The organism is Streptomyces sp. NPDC001502 (genome assembly GCF_042894785.1).
GTDB classification, from domain to species: Bacteria; Actinomycetota; Actinomycetes; order Streptomycetales; family Streptomycetaceae; genus Streptomyces; species Streptomyces kutzneri.
Genome location: NZ_JBIAVW010000003.1, coordinates 323124 through 346708 on the forward strand (window position 1 = coordinate 323124; position 23585 = coordinate 346708).

Genomic DNA, 23585 nt, shown 5'->3' on the forward strand with positions numbered 1-23585 from the left:
TCAGCCGGGCGGGGTCGGCGGGGGAGCCGGCGGCAGCGCCCAGCGGATCGCCCGGGTCACGGCCCGGCCGCCCGCGCGAGCGGCCAGGGGCGGTATCCGCGCGGCCGCGGGCACCTCGGCGGCCACGGCCGACTTCGCCCAGGACGGCAGCAGATCCACGGCCGCGGCCCCCAGCAGCGCGTACGGCAACCGGGCGGCCCCGGGCAGCGGGGGATCGGTCAGCAGGAACCGGGCGGTGTCCCGGGAGGCCGCCGTCGGCCGCAGACCGGGCCGGTACCGCGCCATCAGCAGAGCCAGCTCGTGCTCGCTCTCCGGCGGCCGGTCCGCCCCCAGCGCGCGGGCCACGCGCGCCGTGTCGGCGAGGTACGCGTCGCAGCCCGCGGGATCCAACGGGCGTCTGCCGTACCGCTGGTGGGCCCGCAGGAAGCAGTCCGCCTCGGCGATGTGCACCCAGGTCAGCAGCTCGGGATCGTCGGCCCGGTACGGGATGCCGTCGGCCGTTCGCCCCCGGACGCGCGCGTGCACTTCCCGTACGAGGGCCACCGCCGCCTCGGCGTCGGAGCTCGTGCCGAACGTGGTGACGGCCAGGAAGGTACTGGTGCGGTGCAGCCGCCGCCACGGGTCACCCCGGTACCCCGAGTGGGCCGCCACGGCGGCCATCGCGAGGGGGTGCAGGGACTGGAGCAGCAGGGCGGCCAGCCCGCCGATGAACATCGACGCGTCCCCGTGCACCCGCCGCACCGGCCGTTCCGGTGCGAACCACCGAGGTCCGGGCGTCGTGTGGATCCGTGCCCTGTTCCGGGGCCCGTCCGGCCCGGCGACGCGCAGGAAGACCGCCTCGCCGGCTTGCCGCCTGATCCGCTGGACCGTTGTCACCCTCGCCATATGTCCAGTATGCGCCGGACCCGGACCTGGACCCGCAACTGGACCCGGGCCTGGAGCCGGGCCCGGCACAGGTCGCGTGCGCACCGCAGGCGCCGGGCCGCGAGACCGGCCCGGCGCCTGCGTCACCGGCACGTCCGCCGGCCGTGGATCACAGCCAGCGCGGCGGGATGATGCCGTAGTAACCGTCCAGCAGCCGCCGGTAGTCGGTGCTCTCCAGGTGCTCGTCCCGTATGAACTCCGGGGCGTCCTTGACCTGTTCCCTGGTCAGCCAGACCCGGATCCGCTTCTCCTCCACATCGATACCCGTGACGGTACCCGCGGGGAGGAGGACCTCCTTGCCGAAGATCCACGGGCCGGTGTCCACGACCAGATAGGCCGATCCCGCCTCGTCGGAGTGTTTGTCGACCTTTCCGATACTGCCGTCGGCCGCCTCCACCTTGTAGCCGGACAGGTCCACGTCGGTGATGCGGTCAACGGTGATGCGGTAGGCCCAGACGTTCTCAGACATGACTGGAACAGCTCCCTCCATCGATCCCGTATCGTCACGGCGCGTCTGCCCGGCGCGGCCGCGGATACACATCCGCCCCCGGTCCGGGCTGATGCCCCGTGAGACGGAGCCGGGGAAGGGCCTGGTGGGGCGAACCCCGGCGCCGGTCCGCGGCTCGGGGCTACGCTCCGCAGATGGAACGCGCAGAGGTACTCAAGCGAGTGATCGGCATCCTCACCGACGCCCAGGACATCCGCCGGGCCGCCGAGGCGGGGGAGGACGACGGGAACGGCGAGGCCGGGGAGGACGGCGCCGGGTCGCCGCCGACGGCCGGCGTGGCCACGCTGCTCCTGAACGAGATGCTGCCGTCGATCAGGGTGCCGGCCGACGCGACTCCGCAGCAGGTGGCCGCCCTGGTGGCGGAGGCGCTCGGGCCGGCCCTGCACACCATGGTCTCGGGCTTCAGCCTGGCATTCACCAGCCTCGCGATGGTGCACGACAGCGGGCGGACCGACATCTCCTCGATCGGCGTCCTCCAGGAGCTCGCCCTGGAGATCGAGGCAGGGACCTACGACGAGGGCCCGTAGGACCTCGCCGCCGCTCCCTGCCCCGCAGGCCGTCCGGCCCGACGCTGTCACCCCGGGCCGTTACCCCGGGCCGTCAATCCGGGCCGTTACCCCGGGCCGTCACTCCGGGCCGTTACTCCGCGTCGTCGTCGCCCGAACGGGTCGTCTTCCGCTCCTGCCGCCGCCTCAGTTCCTCCGGGCTCTTGCCCTCGACCCGCTTGCTGGCCTCGGGATGTACCGGGTCCGGACCGGGGTGCTCCTGTGCCTGCTCCGCACGACCCTCTCCCGACTTCTCATGCCTGTCGTCCGTACCCTTCATGGCTGTTTCTCCCTCGCGCTCGTGGATCTCACCGACCGGGACCGCCCCCGGACGCCCACCGCCTGCCCGCGGGCGGCCGGGTCGCCCTTCTCGTACGGCCCATCCTCGGCCGATCGGGGCCCGGCGGCCACGCCATGCGTCATCCGGCCCAGCAGCGGGAAGGCGCCCCGCATGCCGGAAACGATCAGCAGCCTCGCCACCCGGGTCGCACGCCGCCGCCGTGAGCCGGTCGCCGTCCAAGCCCTGCGGTCCACCGCCGCCGCCGTGATCAGCTACGTCGTCGCACTCCGCCTGAGCAGCGAGCCGAGCCCACTGACCGCCCCGCTCACCGCGCTGCTCGTCGTCCAGGTCACCCTGTACTCCACCCTCACCACCAGCATCCGCCGGGTGAACTCCGTGGTCGTCGGCGTGCTCATCGCGATCGGCTTCAGTGCCCTGGTCGGTCTGACCTGGTGGAGTCTCGGCCTGCTGATCCTCGCCTCCCTGGTCGTGGGCCACCTGGTGCGCGTCGACGAGTTCGTGCCCGAGGTCGCGATCAGCGCCATGCTCGTCCTCGGCGTCACCCAGGTCGCGGACACCGCCTGGGACCGGGTCCTGGAAACGGTCATCGGTGCGGTGGTCGGGCTGCTGGTCAACCTGCTCCTGGCGCCACCCCTGTGGGTCGGCCCGGCCGGCGCCGCGATCACCGACCTCGCCGGGCGCATGAGCCGGCTGCTCGACCACCTCGGCGAGGAACCCTCCGGACCGGCCAGGGTCGAGCAGGCCGCGGCCCGGCTGCACGAGGCACGCCGCCTCGACAACGACATCGCCCAGGTCGACGCCGCCCTCCGGCAGGCCGAGGACAGCCTCCGGCTCAATCCGCGGGTCAAGGAGGGGCTGCTCTTCCGGCTGGTGCTGCGCACCGGCCTGGACACCCTGGAGATCTGCGCGGTCGTGCTCCGCGTGGCCTGCCGCACGCTGACCGACCTGGCCCGGGCCCGCCCCGACGGTCCGCTCTTCGACCCCGCGGCCGCGGCCGCGCTGGGTCAGGTGACGCGCCACACGGCCATCGCGGTCGAAAGCTTCGCCCAGCTGATCACCGCACAGGTCAGCGCCAACGCGGAAGACGCGGAGGCCCGCCTGACCGGCGAACTGGCCGTCGCCAGGGCCCACCGCGACCGGCTCGCGGCCCTGCTGCTGGCATCCGCCCGCGAGGACCCGGCACACTGGCAGCTGAGCGGCGCGCTGCTCAGCGAGATCGACCGGGTCCTGGACGAGCTGGGCGTGGACAAGCGCTCCCAGCGCCTGCTGGAGGAACTCGACCAGCACACCCGCACCCGGCGCAGGCGCTGGCAGCCGCTGAAGCGGACGCGGCAGGACCGTGGGTGAGGGAAGGCGGGGTTCATGGTGCACGTACTGGGCAGCAGGGTTCTGCTGCGCCCCACGGACCCCGAACGCTCGCGCGTCTTCTACGGCGACACCCTCGGGCTGGCCGTCCACCGCGAGTTCGGCACCGGCCCCGACCGCGGCACGGTCTACTTCCTCGGCGGCGGCTTCCTCGAACTGTCCGGCCGCGCCGAGGCCCCACCCGCGCCGGGCCTGCGGTTGTGGCTGCAGGTCGAGGACGTGCAGGCGGCGTACGAGGAATTGCGCGGCCGGGGCGCCGAGGTGGTGCGACCTCCCGAGCTCGAACCCTGGGGTCTGATCGAGATGTGGATCGCCGACCCCGACGGCGTGCGGATCGCCGTGGTCGAGGTCCCCGCCGATCATCCCCTGCGCTTTCGCCCCTGACCGGCAAGACGCCCCCTAGGGCCTGTCGTTCGGATCAGGCCGGCCCGGCTTGATCCGAACGACAGGCCCTAGCGGGCGCTCCCGAGGTCGCGGTCGGACTCGGATCCTTCGAGCATCAGGGTGGTCTCCTCGATGCGGCTGAAGCGCCCGTCGGGCGCGAACTCACCGAACAGGTAGACCTCGGTGCGTACGGTCGAACCGTCCGTCTTCGTGACGTGGACGGTGTGCCGGTCGGCGTACTTGCTGCCGTCGTACAGCTCCTCGTGGACCTCGACACGGCCGTGGTCCACGACGGTGCGCAGGTGGGCGATGTGCTCGATGAAGCCGGCCCGGTCCGCCCACTGGCCGTCCGTGCGCTGACGGTATTCCGGGGCGAAGTGGCGGTCGGCGGCCTCCTGGACGGTGAGGTCGCGGTTGAGGAGCAGGTCGGTGAGGGCGGTCGTGATACCGGTGCGAGTCATGGGACTGCCTTTCGATGCGTAGCAGATCGGCGATGCGTGCGCGACGCACGCTCTTCGGCAACCGTAGCAGTGATGCGTGCGCGGCGCACGCTATTCTTCTGCTGTGGACACCGAGACCGGGAACGAGATCGCAGACGCGCTGGGCATCCTGCTCAAGCGCACGACCCGCACGCACCTGCATCAGCGGCTCACGGAAGGCATGGGTGAGGCCGTGGACGACGTGACCTACCCCGTGCTCAGCGCCCTGGCCCGGAGCGGCTCCCGCAGTGCGGCGGACCTGGCCCAGGACGTGGGGGTCGACCGCTCCGGCGTGACCCGCCGCGCCTCCCGGCTGGAGGCCGCAGGCCTCATCCGCCGCGAACCGGACCCCACCGACCGGCGCGCACACCTCCTCGTCCTGACCGACGAAGGGCGGCTGGCCGTCGCGGAGCTGCGTGTGCGCCTGGCCGGCCACATCGAGGCGAGCCTGTCCTCCTGGCCCCCGGGCGAGGCCGAGACGTTCGCCCGCCTCCTGCGCCGCTTCACGGCCGAAGGCCCGTTCGGCTAGGCCGTCTCTTGCGGATCTCGCCGGGCCCGCGACGCCCGGCGAGATCCGCAAGAGACGGCCCTGGGAGCCGCGAACGGCGCCGGTGTTAGCTTCTTCCCCGTGGCGGAACACCAGGACGAGACCAGGGCGGCCTACGACGGGGTCGTCGAGCTCTATGCGTCGATGTTCGCCGGCCGGCTGGAGACGCAGCCGTTCTCGCGGGCCATGCTCGCCACCTTCGCCGAGCTGGTGCGCGGGACGGGGAACCCGCGGACGGCCGATGTGGGGTGCGGGCCCGGGCATCTGACGGCCATGCTGCACGAGCTGGAGCTGGACGCCTTCGGACTCGACCTCTCCCCGGGCATGGTCGGCCACGCCCGGCGCGCCCATCCGGGGCTGCGGTTCGACGAGGCGCGGATGGAGGCCCTGCCGGTCGGGGACGGCACGCTCGGTGGTGTGCTGGCCCACTACTCGATGATCCACACGCCGCCCGGGGAACTGCCCGCACTGCTCGCCGAGCAGGCGCGTGTCCTCGTGCGAGGGGGCCTGCTCCTGGTCTCGTTCTTCGCGACCGACGGACCGGAGCCGGTCCGCTTCGACCACAAGGTGACGCCCGCCTACAGCTGGCCGGCGGACCGGTTCGCCGAGTTGCTGGCCGGGGCCGGGTTCACCACCTTCGCCCGGCTGCTCCACGACCCGGCCTCCGAGCGGGGGTTCCTCGACGCCCACCTGCTGGCCCGCCTCGACCAGGACCCGGGTGCGGATGGCCCGTCGGCGTCACGGCGGTCGTCAACGGTGTAGTCCGCGCGCAGGCGGAACGAATCCGGTCAGCGGTGCGGACGGACATGGCGAGGCGTCAGCCGAGGAGCCCCGCACCGGCCGGCGCCGTCAGCCGTTCCAGCTCCTCCAGGCGCTCGCGCGACTCCTGGTCCAGCGGTACGTACGTCACGAGCCTCGGGCCGGTGCGCGGTCCGAGCCACAGGTTGTTGTGTTCCAGGTACAGCATGCCCACGTGCGCGTTGCGGATGTACTTCGACTTCGCGACCTGCCCGCCGACCACCTCGTGGCGGGCCCACACCTCCCGGAACTCCGCCGACGCCCCCTCCAGCCGGGCCAGCAGCGTCTTCCACGCGGGCTCCGCCAGGTGTTCGGCCATCGCCGCCCGGAACCGCGCGGCCATGATCCGGTGCGTGCTCGGCAGGTCGACCACCGATTCCTGCCACTCCCGGTCGGTGAAGGCGAGCCACATGCAGTTGCGCTCCTCCGGCCGCTTGCCGTCCAGGTCGCCGAGCAGGCGCCCGTAGGTGGCGTTGTAGGCGACGATGTCGTACCGGCTGTTCTGGACGCACGCCGGGATGTGGCCCAGCTGGTCGACGATGGCCCGCACGGACGGCGTCACGCTGGGGCAGACCGCCGGCTGCACCGGGTCGAGGCTCCCGGCCAGCGAGAACAGGTGCTCCCTCTCGCTCACATCGAGCAGCAGTGCCCGCGCGACCGCGTCCAGCACCTGCCCCGACACCTGGATGTCGCGCGCCTGCTCCAACCACGTGTACCAGGTCACGCCCACCGACGACAGGTGCGCGACCTCCTCGCGGCGCAGCCCCGGGGTCCGTCGGCGCGGCCCGCGCACCAGCCCGACCTGCTCGGGAGTGATCCGCTCACGGCGGGTGCGCAGGAACTCGGCCAGCTCGTGCCGCCGAACATCGCTTCCAGGAGCCACAGTGGTCATGATCCCAGCCTGCCGCACCGCCCATCCTGTTGCCAGGTAGTCCTGGTACCTGGATAACGACACTCTGGTACCCGTCTGACAGCCGGGAGATCGTCGGACGGTGACTCAGATCCCTGTACGCAGCAACCCTGTACGCAGCAACCCCGTACGCAGCAACCCCGTGCACGGCGACCCCGTGCACAGCGTTTCCGTCCGCAGTGCCCCCGTCCGCACTGCCCCCGCGCCTCACCTGAGCGGCCTCGGCCTGTTCACCGTGCTCCTCGGCGCGGCCCTGCCCCTGATCGACTTCTTCATCGTCAACGTCGCGCTGCCGTCCATCGAGCACGACCTCGCCGCCGGCCCCGCCCTCCTGGAACTCGTCGTCGGCGGCTACGGCGTCGCGTACGCGGTCCTGCTGGTCCTCGGCGGGCGTGTCGGCGACAGCCTCGGCCGCCGCCGGCTCTTCCTCGTCGGCATGGCCGCCTTCGGCGTCACCTCGCTCGCCTGCGGCCTCGCCCCGAACGCCTGGGCCCTCGTCGCCGCCCGCGTCGCCCAGGGCGCGGCCGCCGCCCTCATGCTGCCGCAGGTGCTCGCCACCATCCAGGCCACCACCGAGGGCCCCCGCCGCGCCCACGCCATGAGCCTGTACGGGGCCACCGGGGGGCTGTCCATGGTCGCCGGGCAGATCCTCGGCGGCGTCCTGGTCGCCGCGGACCTCGGCGGAACCGGCTGGCGCGCGGTGTTCCTGGTCAACGTCCCCGTGGTGCTCCTCGGGCTGCTCCTGGCCGTGCGCACCGTCCCGGACACCCGGGCCGGCCGGCCCGCGGCCGTGGACGTGCCCGGCACCCTGCTCCTCGCGCTGTCGCTGGTCTCGCTGCTGCTGCCACTGACCGAGGGGCGGGCCGCCGGCTGGCCGCTGTGGACCTGGATCTCGCTGGGCGTGTTCCCCGTCGCCGCAGCGGCGTTCTACTTCACCGAGCGCCGGGCCGACCGTAAGGGCCACACCCCGCTGGTGCCGCCGAGCCTGCTGAGGCTGGAGTCGCTGAGGCGCAGCCTGGCACTCCTGATGCCGTTCTCCGTCGGCTTCGGCGGCTTCATGTTCGTGCTCGCCGTGACCTTCCAACAAGGCCTGGACATGGGCCCGGTGACGGCGGGCCTGGCGCTGGCGCCGATGGCCGTCGCCTTCTTCGGAGCCTCACTGGCCGGTCCGCGCCTGATCACCCGCTTCGGCAGCCGGATCGTCACCGCCGGAGGCGTCATCCAGGCGGCCGGGATCGCCCTCCTGCTGGCCACCCTGCGGCACGGCTGGCCGGACCTCGGCGTGGCCGTACTCGCTCCGGGCATCGCCCTGGCAGGACTGGGGCAGGGCTTCCAGATGCCGGTGCTGATGCGCCTGACGCTCTCGGACGTCCCCGCAGACCGGGCCGGGGCGGGCAGCGGCGTCATGATCACCGCCCAGCAGTCCGCCGTGGCGCTCGGCGTCGCCACGCTCGGCAGCCTCTTCCTCGCGCTGGTCCCGACGGCCGGCATGCGCGCGGCCGTGTCCACCACCCTGCTCGTCCAGCTCGGCCTCATCGCGCTGACCGTCCTGCTCAGCCTCCGCCTTCCCCGTATGCGCTGAGCGAGCGGCAGGGGCACGAAGCGCCGGTGCGGCCGGGCGGGTACGCCGAAGCGCCCGCGCGCGGCCGGTCCGTTCACCGGGATCGGTGATCAGGACCTACCGCGCGCGGGCGCCGGGCGCGCCCCCACCGGGGACCGCTGTCGGTTCAGCCCGCGGCGAGGAGCGTGAGCGTGTCGATCACGCGGTTCGAGAAGCCCCACTCGTTGTCGTACCAGGCGACCACCTTGACGTGGCGGCCGTCGACACGGGTGAGCTCCGAGTCGAAGATCGACGAGGCGGGGTTGCCCGTGATGTCGGAGGACACGAGCGGGTCTTCGGAGTACTCCAGCACGCCGGCCAGCGGTCCCTGCGCCGCGGTGCGGTAGGCCTCGAGGATCTCCTCGCGCGTCACGTCACGGGCGACGGTGGTGTTGAGCTCGACGATCGAGCCCACCGGGACCGGCACGCGGATCGAGTCGCCCGACAGCTTGCCGTCGAGCTGCGGCAGCACGAGGCCGATCGCCTTCGCGGCGCCGGTCGAGGTCGGCACGATGTTGACGCCGGCGGCGCGGGCACGGCGGGGGTCGCGGTGCGGGCCGTCCTGCAGGTTCTGCTCCTGCGTGTAGGCGTGCACGGTGGTCATGAACCCGTGCTCGATGCCCGCGAGCTCGTCGAGCACGGAGGCCAGCGGGGCGAGCGCGTTGGTGGTGCAGGACGCGTTCGAGACGATCGTGTGCAGGGCCGGGTCGTACGCGTCGGTGTTGACACCGTACGCGAGCGTGACGTCGGCGCCGTCGGACGGAGCGCTGACGAGCACCTTGCGCGCGCCGGCCTTGATGTGGCCGCGGGCGGCCTCGGCCGAGGTGAAGCGGCCGGTCGCCTCCAGTACGAGGTCGACCTCCAGTTCGGCCCAGGGCAGCTGCTCCGGCTCGCGCTCGGCCAGCACCGTGATCCGGTGTCCGTCGACGACGAGCACGTTCCCCTCGACGGTCACGGGGCGGCCGAGCCGGCCGGACGTGGTGTCGTACGCGAGCAGCCGCGCGAGGGTGGCGGGCTCCGTCAGGTCGTTGACGGCCACGACCTCCAGGTCGGTGTCGCGCTCGAGGAGCGCACGCAGCACGTTGCGTCCGATGCGGCCGAATCCGTTGATGGCAATGCGAGTCATGACGATGTCCCTTTCGTTCGCCATCAGGTTCGCTGCCGATCACCCTCCGCGACAGCGGCGAGATCGCCATGGTTCGTAAGGATCTCGCCACTCGCGATTTCGGGCTCCCGGGCTAGGGCCTGTCTTTCGGATCATGCCGGGCCCGCGACGCCTGGCACCGCACCTCGCTGCGTTCTCGTCGGTCGTCGATGCTCCGCATGGACTCCCTCCTCGGCCTTGCGATGCACGGCACCAGACGCCGCGGGCTGATCCGGCCTGATCCGAAAGACAGGCCCTAGTCGCCACGGGTGAAGGTGCGCCGGTACTCGGTCGGGGTGGTGCCGAGGATGCGGTGGAAGTGCAGGCGAAGGTTCGCGCCGGTGCCGAGGCCGACCTCGTCCGCGATCTGCTCGACACTGCGCTCCGAACGCTCCAGCAGCTCCCGCGCCACGTCGATCCGGGCCCGCATGACCCACTGCATCGGCGTGTACCCGGTGTCCTCGGCGAAACGCCGCGAGAAGGTCCGGGGCGAGACCCCCGCGTGCTGGGCCAGCGCCTCCAGGGTGAGCGGTTCGCCCAGCTGGTGCAGCGCCCACTCACGGGTGGCGGCGAACCGCTCCCCGAGCGGCTCGGGCACGCTGCGCGGCACGTACTGTGCCTGGCCGCCGCTGCGGTAGGGGGCCGCGACCAGGCGCCGGGCCGCGTGGTTGGAGGCGGCCACGCCGAGGTCGCGGCGCAGGATGTGCAGGCAGAGGTCGATGCCCGAGGCGGCGCCGGCCGAGGTGAGCACGCTGCCCTCGTCGACGAACAGGACGTTCTCGTCGAGCCGGATGAGCGGATGCTTCGCGGCCAGGGCCCGCGTGTAGTGCCAGTGGGTCGTGGCGCGCTTGCCGTCGAGCAGACCGGTGGCGGCGAGCGCGAACGCGCCGGTCGAGATGGCGGCGAGCCGCGCCCCCCGCTCGTGCGCGGCGATCAGCGCGTCGATGACCGCCCGCGGCGGGTCCTCGCGGTCGGGGAAGCGGTAGCCGGGGACGAAGACGATGTCGGCCCACGCGAGCGCGTCGAGCCCGTGGGTGACGTGGTACGACAAGCCGTCGCCGCCGGTGACCAGGCCGGGAGCAGCGCCGCAGACCCGTACCTCGTACGGCATGCTCGCGCGGGTCGTGAACACCTGGGCGGGGATTCCGACGTCGAGGGGCTTCGCGCCCTCCAGGACGAGGACGGCTACACGGTGGAGGCGGGAGCGGGGCGGCACGGGATTCAGGGTACGGCGGGGGAGGGGACGGTCCGTGCCCGGCGTTACGGCTGCCGGCGATGAGCGATGAGGTCCAGGTCCCCGCGGGTGAACCCCGGACCGTCGGAGCCGTCCGGGGCGAACGACTCGATGACGGCCTCGACGGCGGGAGCCGCGTCCGTGCCGTTCGCCTCGGTGAACTGCACGTTGTAGAAGACGAGCCGGCCGCCGGCCTCCTCGTTGGCGATCTCCAGCACCTCGTCGAGCCGGTCGGCGGCCTTGGCCACGGTGCCCAGCGTGCGGTCCGGTTCGCGCGGACAGCTGCGCCCGATGCCCGGCAGCAGCGTCGTGGCGAGGGCCGTGGCGGTCGCGGCGGTGGCCCCGGAGGCGGCGTACGGGGCGATCGGCGGCGCGTTCGACCGGGCCGCGACGAAGAGGCGCCGGCCCTGCTCGGGCGTCGGGAACGGGGTCAGGCCCTTGCGCAGGTTCTGCTTGGTCGTGGAGTCGTACACCCACTGCTCGCGCGGCGGCGGGTACAGCTCCCGCTCCTTGGGCGCGACCGACACGGCGTCCATCCGACGGGTGCCCGGGCCGCCCGGCGCCGGCTCCGTGTCGGGGTCGAAGTCCATGCCCGGGTCGTTGGCCGGGCTCTGCGGGCCGGCCGGCCCGGTCCCCGGGTCCTCGGGAAACGGGCGTCCACCGGTTCCGGTGCATCGGGAAGGGTGGGACGAGGGAGGAAAAGGGCGGGCCGCGACAGGGCGCCGCCCGTTACGATCGGGCCTTCACCCGATCATGACGGTCCGACGGAGGCACCGATGACACCGGCCCCTTCGCGGACACCCGCCCACCCCGAACGGCTGGACCGAGGACACCCGTTCCGCCAGTGGAAGACCTGGCGCATACCCGGCACCGAGCTGACCCTCACCGGGTACTCGCGCGCCAACGACAAGACGTTCTTCCACATCCCCGAACTGCGCTGCGCGCTCGATGCCGGACTGGCGGAAGGGCGTCAGCCGGAAACCGTCTTCCTCACCCACACGCACCACGACCATTCCAAGGACCTCGACTACCTGGCGGTCAGGCCCGGCGGAGTCGACATCCACCTGCCCGCCGCGGCGGCGCCGTATGTGGAGACCTTTCTGCGGGCCTCCGCCGAACTGAACCACGGCACCGCCTACGATCCGGCCCTCGCCGCGGGCTGCCGGCTCCACGGGGTGCGTGGCGGTGACGAGTTCACCTTCGGACGCCGCGGCCACCACGTACGGGTGGTGGAGTGCGTGCACAAGGTGCCCTGCGTGGGGTACGCCTTCGCCGAACGCCGCAAGGCCCTGCTGCCCGAGTACGAGGAACTGCGGCGCACCCTCGCCGGACAGGGCCGGGGCGCGGAGTTCGGCCGCATCCTGGCGCAGCGCCGCAAGGACGGCGCCGAGGTCGAACGAGAAGTACACAGGCCGCTGTTCGCCTTCCTCGGCGACACCCACGTGAGCGTCTTCGAGGACAACCCGTGGCTCTTCGAGTACCCGGTGATCATCACCGAGTGCACGTTTCTCGACGACGCCGAACTGGAGCGCGCCGACCGGGTCGGACACACCGTCTGGAGCAGGCTGAAGCCCGTCGTCGAGGCCCACCCGGAGACCCTCTTCGTCCTCACCCACTTCAGCCTGCGTCACTCGGACCAGGACGTCCTGGACTTCTTCCACGACGAGCGGCCCGACAACGTACTGCTGTGGGCGCACCCGGACAGCCGGCTGCCCGAGCAGCACCGGCACGGCTGACCGCCGCGGGCCGCCGCGGGCCGCCGTTCCCGGGGCCCCGGGTCAGACCCCCGCCAGCGCATCCCGCAACCGCCGCGCCTGTATGAGCAGCTGGGAGGAGCCCGGTCGTCCGGCGAGCGCCGTCACCTCGGGCAGCTCACCGCGCGCGCCCGACAGCCGGGCGGAGTCCGCCGCGACGGCCAGCAGCGCTCCGTGCACCTGAGGCCGGGTCCGGGCCAGCAGACCGGGAAGGGCGGCGGCCAGGACCGCCCAGACCGCCCCGGAGCCCTCCGGTACGGCGACGGCCGCCCGCAGTGACCCCGTCAGCAGGGGCACCCTCAGCGTGCCCAGCCCCACGAGTTCGGTCAGCTCCCGGCCCAGCAGCTCGCCGTCCAGCCGGCCCCGCGAGCCCAGCACCACCAGCGCCCGCACGGCGGCCTCCCGGTCGCGCTCGGGGACGGAGGCGAGCCCGTAGGCCACGGCCAGATGCACGGCGGGACCGGCCGGGCCGTCGGCCGAGGCCAGCGCCTCCAGGAAGGCGGGGGAGCCACAGCCGTCCTGGTCGGCCGCCGACGCGACACCCGTCAGCAGGCGGGCCGCGGCTATCTCGGGGTGCCAGGGCAGGGTCGCGACCGTATGGGCGTCCCGGTAGTCCGGCAGGGACCAGTGCGGACAGGAGATGTGCGGCTCGAACTTCCGGAACAGCGACCAGAACTGCCGGGGGAACGCGCCGCGGCCCTCTATGGCCTCATGCCCCACCAGGATCCGGCGGCCGATGCGTGCTCCCCGGCGCCTGCTGGGACGCTCGGCCTCACCCGCTTCGCGCTCCCGCCACCACGCGGGCATGGGCAGACCGCCCTGCCGCAGCCAGGCGGCAACCCGGGGCCCCTCCGCCAGCTCCAGCGTCTCCGCGGCGCGCACCACTTCGGGGTCCACCGGGCCGCCGCAGCGCAGCAGCGCCTGCCCCAGGTCCGCCGGTCCGGGCCGGATGCCGAGGCGCTCGTACTGTGCGAGCCGTTCGACCAGCTCGTACGGCTCCACCGCGCCCGTCGGCCCGCTCGGTACGGAGAGCAGGAACGGCACGGGGTCACCGGCCCGCAACCGTGCGGCGACCTCGCCGGTGCGCGCGCCCGCTATGTAGTCCAGTGCCACGTGCTGGCACAGTTCGAGCCACCCTTTCCCGGCGTTCTCCCAGGACTCCTCCGCCCGTACCGGACCGACCGCCGCGCCGACGATGCCCGCTGTGCAGCGCACCTGCGCGTGCGGCTTCATCTTGAACTCGCGCGGGACGGAGCCCAGCGCGGCGGTCAGTGCCTTCCGGTCGCGGAAGCTGTGGCTCACCACGGCGTTGAGCACCCGTTCGAACGGCACCACGCCAGGGTCGTGGCGAGCGGCCAGCACGGCCGCGACCTCGTCGGCGAGCGCACCCAGTGACGGTACGGCGAATTCCCCCTTGATCATGTGATGCAGGCTAGCCCCCGCCACTGACAGCGCCGCCGCCGGCGTGGTGCAGTCAGAGCGGGTCGCCGAGGGGCCCGTACTCCGCCTCCAGATTCCTGGCCCAGTGCGCGGCGAAGTCGGGCTGGGTGCCGTCGGCATCCGTGAACCCGTACTCCTTGTAGAGATCCCAGGTGGCGAGCGCCCGGCCGGTCCTGGCCATGACGTCCGGGTCGGCCGCCAGGGCCACGACCGCCCGCCCCAGATAGGCGGGAGTCTCGGAGTGGGCGAAGTTCGGATCCTTCGCGGCGCCGTCACGCCAGTTGGCCTCGGTGACGCCGAAATGCTCCAGCAGCGCCTCGGAGCGCAGGAACCCCGGCGTCAGAGAGACGGCCGCGACGCCGTGCGGCCGGAGCTCGGCCGCCTGCGCGACGGCCAGCCGGATCACCGCCGACTTCGCCATGTCGTAGAAGAAGGAGCCCCGGTAGCGGGCGGTGTTGCCGTCGGTGACCTCCACGACCAGGCCGCTCTCGCGGGCGACCATGAGGGGCAGCGCGTACCGGCTGGTGATCACATGGGTCTCCACCGCCCGGCGCAGGAGGAGCAGGCCCTGGTCGAGGTCCTGCTCCCACAGGGGGTGTTCCCAGTCGGTGAGCGGATCGCCGCCCCAGACGGAGTTGACCAGGACGTCGAGCCGGCCGTCCTGCTCCTCCGCGATCCGCGCCACGAGGGCCCGCACCTCTTCCGGGTCGCTGTGGTCGGTGCGGACCGGGACGCCCACACCTCCGGCGGCGGTGATCCTCTCGGCCGTCTCCTCGATGGTCTCGGGGCGGTCGAGGTCGGAGCGCCGCGCTCCGCTGCTGCGGCCGGTCACGTAGACGGTCGCACCGGCGGCTCCGAGCTCGATGGCGATTCCCCGCCCGCCGCCCCGCGTGCCGCCCGCGACCAGCGCGACCTTTCCGGCGAGCTGTCGAGTCTTGGTCGTCATCTCTTCTCCAGGTCTTCCGGCGGGTTCACGTGGTGGCGGTGGCGGTGGCGACATGGGGGGCCAGCACGGCGCCGAGTCCGTGCCGGACGCGCTGGACGAGGGCGCCCCGGCGGTCGAGTGCCCAGCTGAGACCCGTGCCGGAGGTGACGGCCTGCACGGTCGCGGTCAGCGCCTCGACATCCGTCGCGGCACGGAGCTCACCCGTGGCAACGGCCTGCGCCAGCAGCGTCCCGACCGCCCGGCGCTGCGCCTCGTGCACGGCGAGGGCCCGCTCGTGCAGTTCGGGGTCCGTGAGATCCATGCACAGGAAGGCCAGATGGTTGGCGAAGGTCTCCGGAGAGACCATCGGAGCCGCCCACTCCGCGAGCAGGGCGGCCAAGGCCCCGAGTGCCGAGCCCTGTTCCCCCCGGATCCGGTCGGGCAGCGCGTCCGTGTCCCGCACGGACATGTCGGCCAGTGCCAGGATCAGGCCGCGCTTGGAGCCGAACCGCTGCACGAGCGTGCCGGGTACGAGACCGACCTCGCGGGCCACCGCCGCCAGAGTCAGCCCGGACGGCCCCAGCCGTCCCATCACCTCGGCCGCAGCACGCAGGATCACCGCGTCTTCCACCCCACGGGGACGTCCGGCCACTGTCGCTCCTCTTTCCTCTTTAATAAATGCACGTACATGTATTAAAGCATACGAGGTTGGGAGACGACCGCGACCTGGCCCGCGACCCTCACAAGACCTAACGTTGGTCCATGATCGATATGCCGTCACGGGTCGAACTGCGCCCGCTCACCCCCTCCGACCAGGACGAGTTCTGCACGCTCGTGCGGGCCAGCTCCGAGCTGCACCGGCCATGGATGCAGCTCCCCGCGACCGCGGAGGAGTTCCAGGTCTGGACGCGCCGCTTCGACGACGGCACCAACCTGGGCTTTCTGGTCCGTGTCCGGGAAACCGGCGCAGCCGTCGGCATGGTCAACATCAACTCGATCATCCGGGGCCGCTACCAGGGCGCGTCCCTCGGCTATGCGGCCTTCGCCCCGTCCGCGGGGCGCGGGTACATGACCGAAGGGGTCGCCGCCACCCTGCGGCACGCCTTCGCCGACCTGCGGCTCCACCGCCTGGAGGCCAACATCCAGCCGGCGAACAAAGCCTCCCTGGCCCTGGTCCGGCGGCTGGGCTTCCGCTACGAGGGGCTCTCGCCCTCCTACCTCTACATCGACGGGGACTGGCGGGACCACGAACGCTGGGCCGTCACCGCACCGAACCCCTGGACACCCGACCCGTCCCTTCCCGAGGTCTGAGGCGTTCTACGACGAGCCGGCCAGCAGCCGGCGCTGGTGGTCCCGCGCCGGTTCGTCGTAGTACTTGTCCGACCAGTGCCCGGCGACGAGCGGCACCGGGGCTTCGACTCCCGTCTCGGGGCCGGGCGTCGGCTGGTGCGCGGCCAGGCGGAGCGAGTCCCGGAAGCGGTGGTGGTTGAACAGGCGGGAGAACTCGGTGAAGTAGATCTCCGCGAGGCCGTGGTCGCCCCGGATCACCAGCATGTTCTCGTCGTTCAAGTTCGCGGAGTGATCGCTGAAGTTGGCCGAGCCGGTCACCACGATCGGGTCGTCGCCGAGCGGGTCGATCAGCAGGTACTTCGTGTGCAGGTACTCGATGTTGTTGGAGAACGGGTTGTCGTGCTCGGCCGCCCAGCCCGCGAGGCCGCCCTCTTCGACGAGGCCGCAGGCCACCAGCTCCGTCTCGGGATCGGTGACCAGGCTCCGGTGCGCTTCGGCGATACCGGCGTTCTCGAACAGCAGCCAGCGGAGCGCGGAGTGGTCGCCCGGGAGCTGGTCGGCGAATCGGCGATCGAGGTTGAACGGGAACGTGATGCACACCAGGTCCTGGGCCGATCCGAAGAGATCGGCGTAGCGGTCCTGCGCCGTGGTGTGCGTATGCGGGCTGAACACGACCGATATGCCGGCGGGCCAGGGGTCGGGCATCGGGTTGTTGGCGTCCACCCAGTTGTTGAGGGTGCCGGGGGTCGGGTCCGCAAGGAGCTGGGCCCAGTAGTCACGGTATCGCCGGGCGACCGAGGCATCGGTGACGGTGTGTCCGACGTTGGACTGTCCGAAGATCCCGTTCTCGGTGATGTTGGTCGACCCGGTCCACACGGCCTCGGGCTCGCCGTCGTGGCTCGCGATCACGAACTTGTTGTGCGGGATTTTCGCCCGGGCCCGCCAGGCCACGACCAGGTCGTCGATGCCGGCGGCGGCCACCGCCTCGCGGTTGTGCGGGTGGTCGAACACGACGAGCCGGACGTCCACGCCCGTGTCCGCGGCCACACGGAAGGCCTTGAGCACGGGCAGGTACTCGAACTCGTACAGCGCCGCATGGAGCTGGCGGTGGTCGCCGACGGCGGTGCCGATGAAGGCGAGCAGCGCCTCCTCCAGGCCGCGCGACAGCCAGCGCCAGGCCTCACGGTTGGGGATGTCGTCGGGGTGGAGGTTCCTGAAGCGTTCGGCGTAGGCCTGCGAGGCGTACACCCCACGGTTGAACCAGACGCCGTGCACGCCCGGCTCCTCGGTCCGCACCCGCAGTTCGACGGTCGAGGCCGGGGTGAGTTCCTCCCCCGGGGTTCCGGTCATGGAGTGCACGCGATAGGTGTAGGTCCGCCCGGGTTTGGCGCGGTAGTCACCCCAGGCGAAGGTCTGGAACGGGTTCCAGTTGGACCCCCAGCGGCCTCTTGCCTGAGGGAAACGGAGGCGGTTGTCCAGCCAGCGGTGCTTTCCTTCGGCGTGGTCGAACCGTTCGACCCCGAAGCCGAGGACGCCGTCCATGGCGGCTCGATCGTGGTCGAACCCAAGGATCACCACGTGGGTCCCGGCGATGGCCTGTACGCGCAATGGCCCGGAACTGCTCTGCACCCTCATGTCCACGCCTCCCGGTACCCGGGGCCGTCTTCCGGAGCGAGCTCGGTCTCCAGCTTCACCCCGCGCCGGGTCGAGCGCACTCCGGCGCGGGGGCGCTGTTCCGTTGCTCAGTACCACCGCCGGCCGGCCGCCGCGAGGGCGACCGCCAGGGCGGCCGCGGCGAGTACCGCGGCGGCGAGCTGCGTGGGGCGTCGCGGCTTGCGGGCCAGCCTCTCCGTCATGACGATCCCGGTGAGTACGGCCATCCCCGCGAGCATCCCGTTCCCACTCCCACTCCCACTCCCGCTCCTGCCGCTTGCCACGGCCATCACCAGCATCAGCGCCCAGCACGCACGCAGGCACGCGCCCCCCTGGCGCAGCCCGAAGCGGCCGGCCCCCGCCACCGCGCGCCAGCCGGTCGGCGGCAGCGGGGAGGAACGGTGGCAGTCGCGCAGGGCGCGCCGCTTGTGGACGGTCAGCTGCCACGCCGCCGCGAGGGCGAGCGCGCAGGCGAGTACGACGTCGTCCGGCAGCCGCGCCCACAGCGGGGCCGACCCCAGGAGCAGTGCGCCGTACCCGATCCACACCGCCAGGTAGACGGCCGCGAACGTGGCCATCGCGCGCTGCCGGCGCCGCCGCAGGCTGTTCGCCCCGACATGTGCGAGCGCGGGGACGGCCGCCGGCAGCATCATCGCGACGCTCATCAGCGCCCACATCCCCAGACCCCCGGAACCGGCGGCGCCGTGCGCCGCGTGCGCCGTGGACACATGGTGGTGCGAGGCCCCGGTGCCGGGGGTGCGGCCGGCGCCGCCGGCACCGTGCGACCCGCCCGTCACGGCCGGTGCGGCCAGGGCGATCCAGGCGGCGACGGCCACCAGCTCGAAGCCGAGCGAGACACGCGGCCGCAGCAACCGCCGCACGGGCGCCGTCCGGGGGGACCGCGTCCGGGCCGCGGCGGACGTCGTCATCAGGTGTAGACGAGGCTGACCCGCCCGATCTCGACCGGCGGGTCCTCGGTCTCCGCGTCGGCCGGCCCGCGCGCGCCGAGCGGAAGGAACGTCACGCGCAGCGCACGGTCGTCCCACGCGTTCTCCGCCACCAGCCTGCGCACGAGCGGGGTGATCTCGACGGTCACCCGCAGACCGTGCGGGTGCTCGTCGCCGCGGGGATCCTGGGCCCGCTCGATGCCGAAGAAGGACAGGTTGCCCACCCGGTGGCTCTCCGCCAGTTCACGGGGGGCTCCGTCGGGCAGGTTGACGTAGATGCCGTAGACCGTGTCGGGGTTCTGCTCGCCCTCGATGTCCTCGACGTTGAGGTACACACGTCGATCGGCCTCGGGGACGGGGACACCCAGCGCCGTGCCGAGTGACCGCGTCGTCCGTTGGTCGATCGGTACGGTGACGCTCGCCGCGCGACCGACGAGCTGCACGGTCTGCTGTGACGCGCCGGCCATCTCGCGCCGCTTGGGCGGCGTCGGTCCGGACGCGTTCGGACCACTCATCGACACCTCGGGCACGGGGGAGAGGGGGGAGAGGGGCGGAACCGGAGGCGGCGGCGGAACCGGTACGGGCGACTCGTACGTGTATCCCAGCTGACCGGCGATGTCGACGACGGCGGAGGCCGCCAGTCTCCGCTCGCTCCCGTCGGCGTCGAAGAACCGGTACTCCTGGGTGATCCAGGGCGGGTCCGTCGGGTTGCCGTGTCCCGGGCGGCTCGCCCATTCGAACCAGAGGCGGTCGATGTTCGCGTGATGGAGCCAGAAGATCGGGTCCAGCGCCGCCGTGTCGGTTCGCCCCATCCAGCGGCCGATGTGGCTGTGCACGGCGTTGTGCGGGGTGCTCTCGACCGCTCCGTCCCGGTTCCAGAAGGCATCGCCGTCCGGTGTGATGCCGCCGCCGAACTCGGCTTCGCCGACGAACTGGGTGCGCCCCATCGCATAGGCCGGGGAGGTGATCTCGAAGGGCAGGGGCTCACCCAGGTTGAGGCGGTGCGCCCGCGCGGCGAACAGCGGGTTGGCGCCGCCTTCCTCGTCCCGGAAGGCCGGCGGGATCCGGGCCTGCGACGGATCGGCGTCGTAGTCCCAGAACGGCAGCGCCCAGTCGGCCGGACCGCCCAGGTCCACGACCGCGGCGCGGACGATCCGCTCGAAGTACCAGAGGTACATGCGGTGCCAGGAGAGGAAGAACCACGAGCCGTGCTTGCAGCTGTTCCACAGCGGCTTCGGAGGTGTCGCGGACGTCCCGTGGATCGCCGCCTGGTAGGCCCAGCTCGTGGGGTCGTCCGCGTCCCGTCCCTTCATCTCGGTGACGGCTGCCGCGTAGTGCGCGAGCGTCAGGTCGTCTTCCGGCAGGGTCCACACGTTCCTGCGCACGTGCACGACCGGCTGAGGGCTCACCGCGTCCGCCTTCCGTCAGGCCGGCCGTGATGCGGGTCCCGCGCTCCCGTTCCCCGCATCGCCGTGCCGCCCGTTCTCCATCGAGTCAGGTCGCGAACAAATTCGGGATGAACCCTACCCAAACGGCAGTCCGTGATCGACCCGGCGCGCGGGCAGCAGGCCACTCGTGTCGCCCGCCGCGAGATGGCCTAGGGTGCGCCGATGAACTCGCAGTCTCTGTACTTCCATCCCGACTACCTCGACGCCGTGCGGGCCGGCCGGAAGACGACCACCGTCCGCTTCCGTGACCCGGTGGAGGTGGGCCCCGTCAGCCTGGTGTTCGAACTGGACGAGGAGGTGGTCCTGCCGGGTGTCGTCACGCGGCTCACCGAGACGACGGTCGACCGGCTCAGCGAGCTGGACGCCCGGGCGGACGGCTTTCGTGACCTGGCCGAGCTCCACGGCAGGCTCCGCCACCACTACCCCGGCATCGGGCCGGCCGACCACATCACCGTCGTGCACTTCCGGCCGGTGCGCTGAGCGGGTGGCCTCGGGTGACCACGCCGTCAGGCGCCCTCGCCGAGGCCGTGGGTCCGCGGGACGCGCGGCGCGGCGCGTCCCCCGGACGTCACCGGACTACCGGTCCTGGGAGAGCCGGACCAGTTCGGCGAAGGAGCCGTCCAGGCGCACCAGCTCCTCGTAACCGCCCTGCTCCGTGATCCGGCCCGCGTCGAGGACGATGATCCGGTCGGCGAGGCGGCAGTTCTCCATCCGGTGGGTGACGATCACCGTGATCCGGTCGTCCTTCATGTCCCGCAGCCCGGAGAACACCATGTGCTCACCGCGCGGGTCCATGGCCGACGTCGGCTCGTCCATGACCAGGAGCCCCGGCTTCCGGTAGAACGCCCGCCCGCACGCCAGGCGCTGCCACTGGCCGCCGGAAGGCTCGTGCCCGCCCCAGATCGAGCGGGCCAGCAGGGTGTCCAGGCCGTCCGGGAACTCCTGGACGGTCGCCCGCATGCCGACCGCGTCCAGTGCGTCCCAGACGGCCTCCTCGCCACGCGGGCCGGGTTGGCCGAGGGTGATGTTCTCCCGGGCGGAGAAGGGCCAGTACCCGTACGACTGGGTGACGAGGCCGACGTGCTGCCAGGCGGAGCGCTGGTCGGCGTCGGAGGTCGGGACCCCATCCCAGGAGACGATGCCGGACGTCGGGACGGTCAGCGAGGTCAGCAGCCGGATCAGCGTGGACTTGCCCGCGCCGTTCTCCCCGACGACGGCGATGACCTCGCCCCGGGACAGGGTCAGCGAGACGGGTCCGAGCGAGGGGGTGTCCTTGCCGGGGTAGGTGTACGTGACCTCCTCCAGGCGGATCTTCTCCGGGGCGGCCTCCATGACCTGCGGGCCGCGCGGACCGGACTTCTCGGCGGCCTCGGCGACGAAGGTGGTGTAGTCGCCGAGGTAGAGGGCGTGCTGGAACATGGCCGCCCCGTAGACGACGAGCTGGGAGAGGGCGGCGGTGGAGGTCCGCATGGCGACGATCGCCGTGCCGGCGGCGGCGATCGCCATGTACCCGCCGAGGACCAGCCCGGCGAGGGCCCCGTAGGTCGCCACGACGAAGACCCCCGACGCGGCGGCGGCGATCAGATAGACCGTGAGGTAGCGGGGCGCGGAGCTGACCATCCGCGCGTCGATGCGCTCGCAGACCGCGGCGTACCAGTGGTGGGCGTACGGACGCATGCTGTTGCCGCGCAGCTCGTCGGCGAGCTTCGGGGTGGTCAGGTGCCAGCGCATCATGTGCTTGATGTTGCGGGAGGCGATCGTCTGGTTGTGGAGGCGGTAGTCGAGGCGGGCGGCGTAGACGGAGCCGAGGCCGCGGGGGACCACCGACAGCAGGAGCAGCGGCAGCAGCACGGGGTGGACCACGGCGAGGACGGACGCCACGGCGAGCATGTCGATCAGGCCGCCGGTGAAGCCGAGGGCGTCCTGCAGCAGCATGGCGGAGCGGGCGGATCCGGTCTCGGCGGCCTCGGAGCGCTCGGTGAAGTCGGGAGCGTCGTACGCGGCGAGTTCGACGTCCATGTGGGCGTCGACCATGGCGAGATCGGCGAGGGTGGCCATGCCGGGATTCAGGCGGCGGGCCGCGCTGCCCGAGGTGATGGAGGCCAGCGCGCCGAGCGCCGTCATGGCGGCCGCGACGACCAGCGGCCAGGCCGCCGCCGAGATCCGTTCCTCGATGCCGTCTCCGGTCAGGAGCGGGACCATCGCCCGCGAGATCGCCGCGAGCGCTGCCGCCGTGCAGATCCCGCCGAGGATCTGGGCGGTGACCAGTACGTGGAACGCGGTGCGGTTGACGGCGAGCGCGAGTCGCGCGGTCTGCCGGAGGGCGGAGGGAACGCGGCGGGCCATCTGCCCGAGCGACAGCGCCTCCATGGTCTCGTTGTGCTGGCCCCAGGTGTACTTGAACTCGGGCGGGGCGGGTGGTGCGGCGGTCTTCCGGTGCTCGGTCTGCTGCTCGGCCATGCTGCCGTCTCTCCTTCAACTGGGTTGTTTTGAAGGCCGGTTCACCGCTCGCAGCGCATGCCGGAGAAGCCCTTCCCCGCGGTGTGCGGAGGGGCGGCTGCGTGGTCGCGGGAACTGGAGGCAGTGAGTACAGCGCAGGCCGAAGGCCGGAGCAGCGGGATCTGGCCGACCTCGCGGCGACGGCTCCCCAGCCGTGGCCGCTGATCGTGTTCGGGCGCCGCCGGGCTTCCGGGCGGAGACGGACGGGAGGTTGGCCGGAACCCGCCGGTACGGGGGTCGGCTCACCGGAAATCGCTTGCGGGCCCGAGGCGCGGCCCCGGGCGGGTCGGACGAGGGCCTCGCCCGGCGCTCTACGCCTGGGGCACGGCGTGGTCGAGGGCGCCCAGGGCGTTGATGGCGGTGGGCCAGGGGAAGTGGACCGGGGCGTCGGGATCGGCGGGGTCGGGGGTGTATCCGGTTTCGCCGTGCAGGAGCTCGACTCCGGCGTTGCGCAGGGTGTTCAGGGAGATTTCGAACTGGGGGTGGGCCGCGAGGGCGGTGTTGGTGCAGGGCATCGCGATGACCGGCGTGCGCTTGCCGGTCGCTTCGGCGGCGAGGCCGACGACGAGGTTGTCGGTCAGGCCGAGGGCCCACGCGTTGATGGTGTTGAAGGTCGCCGGTGCGAAGAGGAGTGCGTCGGCCGCGGGCCATATGTCGGGTTGGCCGGGGAGTTTGTACTGCCAGCGGACGGGATGGCCGGTGAGAGCGGCGAGTCCGTCGAGGCTTTCGGAAAGCCAGTGCGCGGCGGTGGGAGTGAGGCCGAGGCACACGTCCCAGCCCCGCGCCTGGGCGTCCTCGATGACCCGGGCGACGTCGAAGACGGGCGGGGCGGCGGAGCAGAGCAGGTGAAGAGTCTTCGTGGTCATGCCGCAATATGATCACATGGTTCG

General features: G+C 72.3%; 25 protein-coding genes. 9 read left to right on the top strand and 16 right to left on the bottom strand.

All coding sequences use genetic code 11. From position 1 onward, the window contains the following. Together ACFY0D_RS06330 and ACFY0D_RS06335 are read right to left on the bottom strand one after the other, a co-directional pair. The gene (locus tag ACFY0D_RS06330; protein WP_390797246.1) at nucleotides 1–885 is read right to left on the bottom strand and encodes an oxygenase MpaB family protein; all 885 of its coding nucleotides are present in this window, start codon (nucleotides 883–885) and stop codon (nucleotides 1–3) included. Between the two features lie 148 nt (nucleotides 886–1033). Continuing rightward, on the bottom strand, nucleotides 1034–1393 hold the full coding sequence (locus ACFY0D_RS06335) for a PRC-barrel domain containing protein (protein ID WP_390797247.1): 360 nt from the start codon (nucleotides 1391–1393) through the stop codon (nucleotides 1034–1036). Between the two features lie 173 nt (nucleotides 1394–1566). On the opposite strand from ACFY0D_RS06335, the gene ACFY0D_RS06340 reads away from it, so the two are divergent. Next, nucleotides 1567–1959: a hypothetical protein gene (locus tag ACFY0D_RS06340; RefSeq protein ID WP_390797248.1), complete on the top strand. Its 393-nt coding sequence runs from the start codon at nucleotides 1567–1569 to the stop codon at nucleotides 1957–1959. 112 nt (nucleotides 1960–2071) lie between these two features. Here the strand turns inward: ACFY0D_RS06340 and ACFY0D_RS06345 are convergent, their stop codons facing one another. Beyond that, nucleotides 2072–2257, bottom strand: a complete 186-nt coding sequence (locus ACFY0D_RS06345; protein WP_314246155.1) for a hypothetical protein — start codon at nucleotides 2255–2257, stop codon at nucleotides 2072–2074. A 171-nt stretch (nucleotides 2258–2428) separates the two neighbouring features. On the opposite strand from ACFY0D_RS06345, the gene ACFY0D_RS06350 reads away from it, so the two are divergent. Beyond that, a complete protein-coding gene (locus ACFY0D_RS06350) occupies nucleotides 2429–3625 on the top strand; it encodes an aromatic acid exporter family protein (protein ID WP_390797249.1) in 1197 nt (398 codons plus the stop codon). 15 nt (nucleotides 3626–3640) lie between these two features. Further along, complete coding sequence (locus tag ACFY0D_RS06355) at nucleotides 3641–4027, top strand: VOC family protein (protein ID WP_390797250.1); 387 nt, start codon at nucleotides 3641–3643, stop codon at nucleotides 4025–4027. Nucleotides 4028–4095: 68 nt separating this feature from the next. On the opposite strand, the gene ACFY0D_RS06360 is transcribed toward ACFY0D_RS06355, so the two are convergent. Beyond that, on the bottom strand, nucleotides 4096–4488 hold the full coding sequence (locus ACFY0D_RS06360) for a nuclear transport factor 2 family protein (RefSeq protein ID WP_390797251.1): 393 nt from the start codon (nucleotides 4486–4488) through the stop codon (nucleotides 4096–4098). Nucleotides 4489–4591: 103 nt separating this feature from the next. On the opposite strand from ACFY0D_RS06360, the gene ACFY0D_RS06365 reads away from it, so the two are divergent. Next, nucleotides 4592–5035 (top strand): MarR family winged helix-turn-helix transcriptional regulator, encoded by a 444-nt coding sequence (locus ACFY0D_RS06365; RefSeq protein WP_390797252.1) that lies wholly within the window; start codon nucleotides 4592–4594, stop codon nucleotides 5033–5035. 99 nt (nucleotides 5036–5134) lie between these two features. Beyond that, on the top strand, nucleotides 5135–5815 hold the full coding sequence (locus tag ACFY0D_RS06370) for a class I SAM-dependent methyltransferase (protein ID WP_390797253.1): 681 nt from the start codon (nucleotides 5135–5137) through the stop codon (nucleotides 5813–5815). A gap of 55 nt (nucleotides 5816–5870) precedes the next feature. On the opposite strand, the gene ACFY0D_RS06375 is transcribed toward ACFY0D_RS06370, so the two are convergent. After that, nucleotides 5871–6743, bottom strand: a complete 873-nt coding sequence (locus ACFY0D_RS06375) for a helix-turn-helix transcriptional regulator (protein WP_390797254.1) — start codon at nucleotides 6741–6743, stop codon at nucleotides 5871–5873. Between the two features lie 175 nt (nucleotides 6744–6918). On the opposite strand from ACFY0D_RS06375, the gene ACFY0D_RS06380 reads away from it, so the two are divergent. Next, nucleotides 6919–8343 (top strand): MFS transporter, encoded by a 1425-nt coding sequence (locus ACFY0D_RS06380; RefSeq protein ID WP_390797416.1) that lies wholly within the window; start codon nucleotides 6919–6921, stop codon nucleotides 8341–8343. A gap of 145 nt (nucleotides 8344–8488) precedes the next feature. Here ACFY0D_RS06380 and gap read toward each other — a convergent pair whose 3' ends face one another. From gap to ACFY0D_RS06395, 3 genes are all read right to left on the bottom strand, one after another. After that, nucleotides 8489–9487 (bottom strand): type I glyceraldehyde-3-phosphate dehydrogenase, encoded by a 999-nt coding sequence (gap, locus tag ACFY0D_RS06385; protein ID WP_351151722.1) that lies wholly within the window; start codon nucleotides 9485–9487, stop codon nucleotides 8489–8491. Nucleotides 9488–9761: 274 nt separating this feature from the next. Continuing rightward, a complete protein-coding gene (locus ACFY0D_RS06390; RefSeq protein ID WP_390797417.1) occupies nucleotides 9762–10730 on the bottom strand; it encodes a GlxA family transcriptional regulator in 969 nt (322 codons plus the stop codon). Nucleotides 10731–10765: 35 nt separating this feature from the next. Beyond that, on the bottom strand, nucleotides 10766–11329 hold the full coding sequence (locus ACFY0D_RS06395) for a hypothetical protein (RefSeq protein ID WP_390797422.1): 564 nt from the start codon (nucleotides 11327–11329) through the stop codon (nucleotides 10766–10768). 186 nt (nucleotides 11330–11515) lie between these two features. On the opposite strand from ACFY0D_RS06395, the gene ACFY0D_RS06400 reads away from it, so the two are divergent. Continuing rightward, entirely contained in the window at nucleotides 11516–12475 is a 960-nt protein-coding gene (locus ACFY0D_RS06400) for an MBL fold metallo-hydrolase (RefSeq protein ID WP_390797255.1), read from the top strand. 42 nt (nucleotides 12476–12517) lie between these two features. On the opposite strand, the gene ACFY0D_RS06405 is transcribed toward ACFY0D_RS06400, so the two are convergent. The 3 genes from ACFY0D_RS06405 to ACFY0D_RS06415 are packed head-to-tail and all read right to left on the bottom strand — an operon-like array spanning nucleotide 12518 to nucleotide 15477. Further along, nucleotides 12518–13915 (bottom strand): hypothetical protein, encoded by a 1398-nt coding sequence (locus ACFY0D_RS06405; protein ID WP_390797256.1) that lies wholly within the window; start codon nucleotides 13913–13915, stop codon nucleotides 12518–12520. Between the two features lie 52 nt (nucleotides 13916–13967). Continuing rightward, nucleotides 13968–14879 (bottom strand): SDR family oxidoreductase, encoded by a 912-nt coding sequence (locus ACFY0D_RS06410; RefSeq protein WP_390797257.1) that lies wholly within the window; start codon nucleotides 14877–14879, stop codon nucleotides 13968–13970. Between the two features lie 25 nt (nucleotides 14880–14904). After that, complete coding sequence (locus ACFY0D_RS06415) at nucleotides 14905–15477, bottom strand: TetR/AcrR family transcriptional regulator (protein WP_390797258.1); 573 nt, start codon at nucleotides 15475–15477, stop codon at nucleotides 14905–14907. A gap of 143 nt (nucleotides 15478–15620) precedes the next feature. Here ACFY0D_RS06415 and ACFY0D_RS06420 point away from each other — a divergent pair, with 143 nt between their 5' ends. Continuing rightward, nucleotides 15621–16169, top strand: coding sequence for a GNAT family N-acetyltransferase (locus ACFY0D_RS06420; protein ID WP_390797259.1), 549 nt, complete (start codon nucleotides 15621–15623; stop codon nucleotides 16167–16169). Nucleotides 16170–16175: 6 nt separating this feature from the next. On the opposite strand, the gene ACFY0D_RS06425 is transcribed toward ACFY0D_RS06420, so the two are convergent. The 3 genes from ACFY0D_RS06425 to ACFY0D_RS06435 form a co-directional block, all read right to left on the bottom strand. Then, on the bottom strand, nucleotides 16176–17783 hold the full coding sequence (locus ACFY0D_RS06425) for a phospholipase D-like domain-containing protein (protein WP_390797260.1): 1608 nt from the start codon (nucleotides 17781–17783) through the stop codon (nucleotides 16176–16178). 107 nt (nucleotides 17784–17890) lie between these two features. Then, nucleotides 17891–18730: a DUF2182 domain-containing protein gene (locus tag ACFY0D_RS06430; RefSeq protein WP_390797261.1), complete on the bottom strand. Its 840-nt coding sequence runs from the start codon at nucleotides 18728–18730 to the stop codon at nucleotides 17891–17893. Further along, entirely contained in the window at nucleotides 18730–20157 is a 1428-nt protein-coding gene (locus ACFY0D_RS06435; RefSeq protein ID WP_390797262.1) for a tyrosinase family protein, read from the bottom strand. The genes ACFY0D_RS06430 and ACFY0D_RS06435 overlap by 1 nt, the downstream gene beginning before the upstream one ends. A 201-nt stretch (nucleotides 20158–20358) precedes the next feature. Between ACFY0D_RS06435 and ACFY0D_RS06440 the strand changes: the two genes are divergently transcribed. Then, the gene (locus ACFY0D_RS06440) at nucleotides 20359–20676 is read left to right on the top strand and encodes an ASCH domain-containing protein (RefSeq protein WP_390797263.1); all 318 of its coding nucleotides are present in this window, start codon (nucleotides 20359–20361) and stop codon (nucleotides 20674–20676) included. A gap of 96 nt (nucleotides 20677–20772) precedes the next feature. Here ACFY0D_RS06440 and ACFY0D_RS06445 read toward each other — a convergent pair whose 3' ends face one another. After that, nucleotides 20773–22656 (bottom strand): ATP-binding cassette domain-containing protein, encoded by a 1884-nt coding sequence (locus ACFY0D_RS06445; RefSeq protein ID WP_390797264.1) that lies wholly within the window; start codon nucleotides 22654–22656, stop codon nucleotides 20773–20775. Between the two features lie 350 nt (nucleotides 22657–23006). Next, nucleotides 23007–23561, bottom strand: a complete 555-nt coding sequence (locus ACFY0D_RS06450) for a flavoprotein (protein ID WP_390797265.1) — start codon at nucleotides 23559–23561, stop codon at nucleotides 23007–23009. Between the last annotated feature and the right edge of the window lie 24 nt (nucleotides 23562–23585).

Bases quoted from the DNA above. Each gene is read 5' to 3' on its own strand.
- ACFY0D_RS06420 (WP_390797259.1), top strand. From the start codon at position 15,621: ATGATCGATATGCCGTCACGGGTCGAACTGCGCCCGCTCACCCCCTCC.
- ACFY0D_RS06360 (WP_390797251.1), bottom strand. From the start codon at position 4,488: ATGACTCGCACCGGTATCACGACCGCCCTCACCGACCTGCTCCTCAAC.
- ACFY0D_RS06410 (WP_390797257.1), bottom strand. From the start codon at position 14,879: ATGACGACCAAGACTCGACAGCTCGCCGGAAAGGTCGCGCTGGTCGCG.
- ACFY0D_RS06440 (WP_390797263.1), top strand. From the start codon at position 20,359: ATGAACTCGCAGTCTCTGTACTTCCATCCCGACTACCTCGACGCCGTG.
- ACFY0D_RS06355 (WP_390797250.1), top strand. From the start codon at position 3,641: ATGGTGCACGTACTGGGCAGCAGGGTTCTGCTGCGCCCCACGGACCCC.
- ACFY0D_RS06405 (WP_390797256.1), bottom strand. From the start codon at position 13,915: ATGATCAAGGGGGAATTCGCCGTACCGTCACTGGGTGCGCTCGCCGAC.
- gap (WP_351151722.1), bottom strand. From the start codon at position 9,487: ATGACTCGCATTGCCATCAACGGATTCGGCCGCATCGGACGCAACGTG.
- ACFY0D_RS06395 (WP_390797422.1), bottom strand. From the start codon at position 11,329: ATGGACTTCGACCCCGACACGGAGCCGGCGCCGGGCGGCCCGGGCACC.
- ACFY0D_RS06450 (WP_390797265.1), bottom strand. From the start codon at position 23,561: ATGACCACGAAGACTCTTCACCTGCTCTGCTCCGCCGCCCCGCCCGTC.
- ACFY0D_RS06340 (WP_390797248.1), top strand. From the start codon at position 1,567: ATGGAACGCGCAGAGGTACTCAAGCGAGTGATCGGCATCCTCACCGAC.
- ACFY0D_RS06430 (WP_390797261.1), bottom strand. From the start codon at position 18,730: ATGACGACGTCCGCCGCGGCCCGGACGCGGTCCCCCCGGACGGCGCCC.
- ACFY0D_RS06400 (WP_390797255.1), top strand. From the start codon at position 11,516: ATGACACCGGCCCCTTCGCGGACACCCGCCCACCCCGAACGGCTGGAC.
- ACFY0D_RS06335 (WP_390797247.1), bottom strand. From the start codon at position 1,393: ATGTCTGAGAACGTCTGGGCCTACCGCATCACCGTTGACCGCATCACC.
- ACFY0D_RS06330 (WP_390797246.1), bottom strand. From the start codon at position 885: ATGGCGAGGGTGACAACGGTCCAGCGGATCAGGCGGCAAGCCGGCGAG.
- ACFY0D_RS06425 (WP_390797260.1), bottom strand. From the start codon at position 17,783: ATGAGGGTGCAGAGCAGTTCCGGGCCATTGCGCGTACAGGCCATCGCC.
- ACFY0D_RS06445 (WP_390797264.1), bottom strand. From the start codon at position 22,656: ATGGCCGAGCAGCAGACCGAGCACCGGAAGACCGCCGCACCACCCGCC.
- ACFY0D_RS06375 (WP_390797254.1), bottom strand. From the start codon at position 6,743: ATGACCACTGTGGCTCCTGGAAGCGATGTTCGGCGGCACGAGCTGGCC.
- ACFY0D_RS06345 (WP_314246155.1), bottom strand. From the start codon at position 2,257: ATGAAGGGTACGGACGACAGGCATGAGAAGTCGGGAGAGGGTCGTGCG.
- ACFY0D_RS06350 (WP_390797249.1), top strand. From the start codon at position 2,429: ATGCCGGAAACGATCAGCAGCCTCGCCACCCGGGTCGCACGCCGCCGC.